Source organism: Microbacterium umsixpiens (assembly GCF_053543675.1).
Map to the genome: position 1 here is coordinate 1 of NZ_JBLVOH010000043.1, position 4,484 is coordinate 4,484.

At 68.8% G+C, this 4,484-nt stretch carries 5 protein-coding genes and 1 pseudogene; 4 read left to right on the forward strand and 2 right to left on the reverse strand.

The window, feature by feature from the left end; all coding sequences use genetic code 11:
- From ACNPM4_RS04930 to ACNPM4_RS04940, 3 genes and pseudogenes are all read left to right on the forward strand, one after another.
- A pseudogene (locus ACNPM4_RS04930) lies at window positions 1-247 on the forward strand (serine hydrolase); the annotation flags it as partial.
- Between the two features lie 38 nt (window positions 248-285).
- On the forward strand, window positions 286-1,302 hold the full coding sequence (gene corA / locus ACNPM4_RS04935; RefSeq protein ID WP_372467646.1) for a magnesium/cobalt transporter CorA: 1,017 nt from the start codon (window positions 286-288) through the stop codon (window positions 1,300-1,302).
- Window positions 1,303-1,376: 74 nt separating this feature from the next.
- A complete protein-coding gene (locus ACNPM4_RS04940; protein ID WP_448984891.1) occupies window positions 1,377-1,955 on the forward strand; it encodes an isochorismatase family protein in 579 nt (192 codons plus the stop codon).
- An 8-nt stretch (window positions 1,956-1,963) separates the two neighbouring features.
- Here ACNPM4_RS04940 and ACNPM4_RS04945 read toward each other — a convergent pair whose 3' ends face one another.
- Together ACNPM4_RS04945 and ACNPM4_RS04950 are read right to left on the reverse strand one after the other, a co-directional pair.
- Window positions 1,964-2,167 carry a multidrug transporter gene (locus ACNPM4_RS04945; protein ID WP_372467644.1) on the reverse strand — a complete coding sequence of 68 codons (204 nt, stop codon included), beginning with the start codon at window positions 2,165-2,167 and terminating at the stop codon, window positions 1,964-1,966.
- On the reverse strand, window positions 2,154-3,545 hold the full coding sequence (locus tag ACNPM4_RS04950) for an APC family permease (RefSeq protein ID WP_448984892.1): 1,392 nt from the start codon (window positions 3,543-3,545) through the stop codon (window positions 2,154-2,156). Before ACNPM4_RS04950 ends, ACNPM4_RS04945 begins: the two co-directional genes overlap by 14 nt.
- A gap of 262 nt (window positions 3,546-3,807) precedes the next feature.
- Here ACNPM4_RS04950 and ACNPM4_RS04955 point away from each other — a divergent pair, with 262 nt between their 5' ends.
- Window positions 3,808-4,458: an MIP/aquaporin family protein gene (locus ACNPM4_RS04955; RefSeq protein ID WP_029264398.1), complete on the forward strand. Its 651-nt coding sequence runs from the start codon at window positions 3,808-3,810 to the stop codon at window positions 4,456-4,458.
- Window positions 4,459-4,484: the final 26 nt, after the last annotated feature.

The window sequence follows — 4,484 nt, forward strand, 5'->3', positions numbered from 1 at the left end:
CGGTTACGCCACGGCCGCATACTCCGATCCGACGACCGGGTTCACGGTCGCCGTGGTGCTGAACGACTCGACGGCCGGCGTGGCGATCGCGCAGCAGCTGTCGTGGGAGCTCGCGGCGATCGCGTCGAAGGCTCCCGCGGCGGCCGGTCAGACCGCGCCGGAGTTCGGGCTCCCCTTCACGGCGGAGCAGTACCACGAGGCGATCACGAAGTCCGCGCTCGCCTGCGTGCCGCCGCCTGCGGAGTGATCACCGGCCCGACCTCGGTGCGGAAGGGAAGGGCGACGATGGCGATCATCGACAACGCGATCTACGTGGACGGTGTGCGCACCGAGAATCCGCAGAGCCTGAGCGAGACGTTCGAGCGCATGCGGGAACGCGGCGGGATGAGCTGGATCGGGCTGTACCGGCCCAGCGAGGAAGAGATCCGCGAAGTCGCCGACGAATTCGGTATCCACGCCCTCGTCGTCGAGGACGCGCTGTCGGGACACCAGCGCGCCAAGCTGGAGCGCTACGGCGATGTGCTGTTCATGGTGCTGCGCCCGGCTCGCTACCTCGACGAGGCCGAGGAGGTCGAGTTCGGCGAGGTGCATGTGCTGGTCGGCCCTGATTTCGTCGTGACGATTCGGCATGCCGAATCTCCGGACCTCGGACGCGTGCGGCACCGGCTGGAGAACGACCCGGCGCTGCTCGCCCATGGTCCCGAGGCCGTGCTGTACGCCATCCTCGACGAGGTGGTCGACGAGTACGCGCCGGTCCTCGCAGGACTCGAGAACGACATCGACGAGATCGAGAGCCAGCTCTTCGAGGCAGACGTGGATGCCACGCAGCGCATCTACGAGCTCGGCAGGGAGGTCATCGATTTCCAGCGCGCGACGCAGCCGCTCTCCGGGATGCTCGAGGCGCTGCTGCGCGGCTCGGACAAGTACCTCGTGGGGGAGGAACTGCGCAGCTACCTGCGCGACGTGCTCGATCACACGCTCCGGGTGAGTGACCGTGCGACGACCTTCCGCACCGTGCTCGACAACGCCCTCACCGTCGAGTCGACGATCGTGGCCCGTCGGCAGAACGAGGAGATGCGGCGGATGACGGAGCTCAGCATCCGTCAGAACGACGAGGTCAAGAAGATCTCGGGCTGGGCGGCGATCCTCTTCGCGCCGACGCTGGTCGGCACGATCTACGGCATGAACTTCGATCACATGCCCGAGCTGCACTGGCTGCTCGGCTATCCGATGGCCATCGGCATGATGGTCGTGCTGGGCTTCGCCCTGTACGCGGTGTTCAAGCGCAAGGGCTGGCTCTGACGCTGTCCGGAACCGTGCGGTCGTTGGCCGGATCGGATCTTGCCCGGCGCCTCGGCGGCGATCACGATGAGTCCATGACGACTTCTCCCGACACCGCCCTGCTGGTCATCGATGCGCAGGAGTCGTTCCGCCAGCGCGCCGACGACTGGGCGGCGACCGCGAACCCGGCAGTGCTCGACAACATCGCACTCCTCGTCGCGCACGCCCGCGAAGTCGGCGACCCGGTCGTGTGGGTCACCCACTCCGAACCGGACACCGGGGGCGTGTTCGATCCCGCCAACGGGTTCGTGCGGGTGATCGAGGAGCTCGAGCCTCGGGAGTCCGAGGACGCCGTCACCAAGACGACCGTCAACGCGTTCGGCTCCACCGATCTCGAGGAGAGACTTCGGCGCGCCGGCATCGGCCGCGTGGTGGTCTGCGGCATCCGCACGGAGCAGTGCTGCGAGACGACCGCCCGTATCGCCGCCGACCTCGGCTTCGAGGTCGAGTTCGTGACGGATGCGACGACCACCTCCGCCATCCCGGCGCACGGTGCGCTCGCCGCGGTGTCGGGGCAGGACATCATGCGCCGCACCGAGAGCATCCTCTCGGCGCGCGGGTTCGCAAGTGTCACGACCACGCGGGAGCGGACCGGCGCGACCGCCGGGGTCTGAACCGCGGCTCAGTCGTCGGCCTCGACTCCGGGGCCGGGCCCCGGACGCACCGGAGCGTCGGGGGCGATGTCGATCCGGGTGTTGCCGTCGTGCTCGCTGACCTCGATGCGCGGGGCGGCGTCGGCCTCGGTGGCATCCGGCGCAGCGGTGAGCTGATCGTGGCGCTTCTCGGCGCTCGTCATGTCTTCGGCGCTGTTCTCAGGCGTGCTCATGATTCTCCTTCGGGTCGGTTTCGGTGTCAGGGGTCTGGGTGGTCCTGAGCGGTGCGCCGCCGGTGCGCTTCCGGTTCCAGCGGGCCAGCAGGTACAGGACGCCGCCGACGGCGAGCAGGATCGCACCGAAGAGCCAGACGACCGGGCGCTGCTGGGTGAGCAGCAGGATGCACGAGGCGATGCCGAGCACAGGGACGAACGTCCACACCCGGAAGTGATCGTGCTCGACGTGATCCCGCCGGAGGACCAGCACCGAGGTGTTCACGCTGAGGAAGACGACCAGGAGCAGCAGGACCACGGTCTCGGCGAGCGTCGCCAGATCGCCGACGAGGGTGAGCCCCATCGCGACGAGGGTGGTGGTGAGGATCGCGACCCACGGTGTCTTCCGTTTCGGGAGCACGCGGCCGAGCACCGGCGGCAGCAGCCCCTGTTCGGCCATTCCGTACGTCAGGCGGCTGACCATGATCATGGTCAGCAGGGCGCCGTTCGCGACGGCGACGAGGGCGATGAGGCTGAACAGCCAGGAGGGGATGCTGACGCCGGTGGCCTCGACCACCGCGAGCAGCGGGCCGCTGGACTCCTGCAGCTCGGCGGGCGGGAGGGCGATCGAGCTCGCGAGGCCGACGAGGACGTAGACCGCGCCGGCGGTGATGAGTGCTCCGAACAGGGCACGCGGGTAGGTGCGCCGCGGATCCTTCACCTCCTCGATCATGTTGGCGGAGGTCTCGAAGCCGACGAACGAGTAGTACGCGATGACGGCTCCCGAGAGCACGGCCATGGCGACGCTCGTGCCCTCGGGCGCCTGGGTCACGCGCGACACGTCGCCGCCTGCGCCGCCGAGGAAGATCGCGACCACGGCGATGACGATCACGAGTCCACTGAGCTCGATCGCCGTCATCACGAGGTTGGCCCCCAGGGATTCGCGGATGCCGCGGGCGTTCAGCAGTCCGACCAGGGCGAGGAAGGCGATGGCGACCGGGATGGTCGGCAGGTCGAGGAAGGTGCCCAGGTAGTCACCCGCGAACGCGATGGCGAGCCCCGCCGCGCTGGTCACACCCGCCGCGAGCATGCTGAAGCCCACGAGGAACGAGACGAGCGGGCTGTGGAACGCGCGCTCGGCGAAGACCGCGGCCCCGCCCGCGCGTGGGTACTTGGTGACCAGTTCGGCGTAGGAGCCGGCGGTGAGCATGGCGAGCAGCAGCGCCAGGAGCAGCGGCGCCCACAGCATGCCGCCCACCTTCTCGGAGAGCACACCCATCAGCGCGTAGATGCCCGCACCGAGCACATCTCCGAGGATGAAGGCGAACAGCAGCGGGCCGGTGATCGCTCGTCTCAGCCGCGTGGGGGCCTCGGCGCCGGAGGCAGTCTCGGTGGTCATCCTCGCACGCTACGGGGAAGGGGGGAGCGCGGGCCACGGGGTTGACATCACCGGCGTGATTCCGGCATCCGGACGCTGTGGATGTCGCCGCGATCGGGGCACGCACCTGAGTTCAGGGAATTCACAGCAATACCGCGCGGCTTCCCGATATTCCGGTGCGCGCAGCGATAGCGTCGGTGCCGCACGAGGGGTGCGTCGGCCAGGGTGCGCGGGCAAACGGGTGACTTCCCCTCTCCTGAATTCCCAAGCAAAGGGCTCTCTCATGACTGGTACGGCACGCAAGGCGCTCGCAGAAGCGGTCGCCACCTTCCTCTTCGTTCTCGCGATCATCGCGGCGGTGAACAGCGACAGTCCGCTGACGCCCCTCGCGATCGGTTTCACCCTGATGGTGCTCGTGTTCTCCACGGGTCACATCTCGGGCGCCCACCTCAACCCGGCCGTCTCGGTCGGTGTGTTCCTGCGCGGCGGCCTCAGCGTCGCCGACTTCATCGCCTACCTCGTCGCACAGTTCGTCGGTGGCGCGGTGGCCGCACTCGTCAGCATGTCGGTCTGGCCGGCCGGCGCAGAGGCCATGGTCATCGAGGTCGGCCCGGCCTTCCTCGTCGAGGCGCTGTTCACGCTGATCCTCGTGTGGGTCGTGCTCAACACGGCCACCTCGAAGGACACCGCGGGCAACTCCTTCTACGGCCTCGCGATCGGTGCGACCGTGTTCGTGGGCGCGGCCACGGTCGGATCGATCTCGGGCGGCGGTTTCAACCCGGCCGTCGCGCTCGGCCTCTCGGTCAGCGGTCACTTCGCGTGGAGCTCGCTCTGGCTCTACATCGCCGCCCCGGTCGTGGGCGCCGTGATCGCCGCGATCCTGTTCCGCGTGCTCAACACGGACGACGCCAAGAAGATCGCCGCAGCGGAGTAACGCGCGCTGCACGGCCGAGGCGCCCC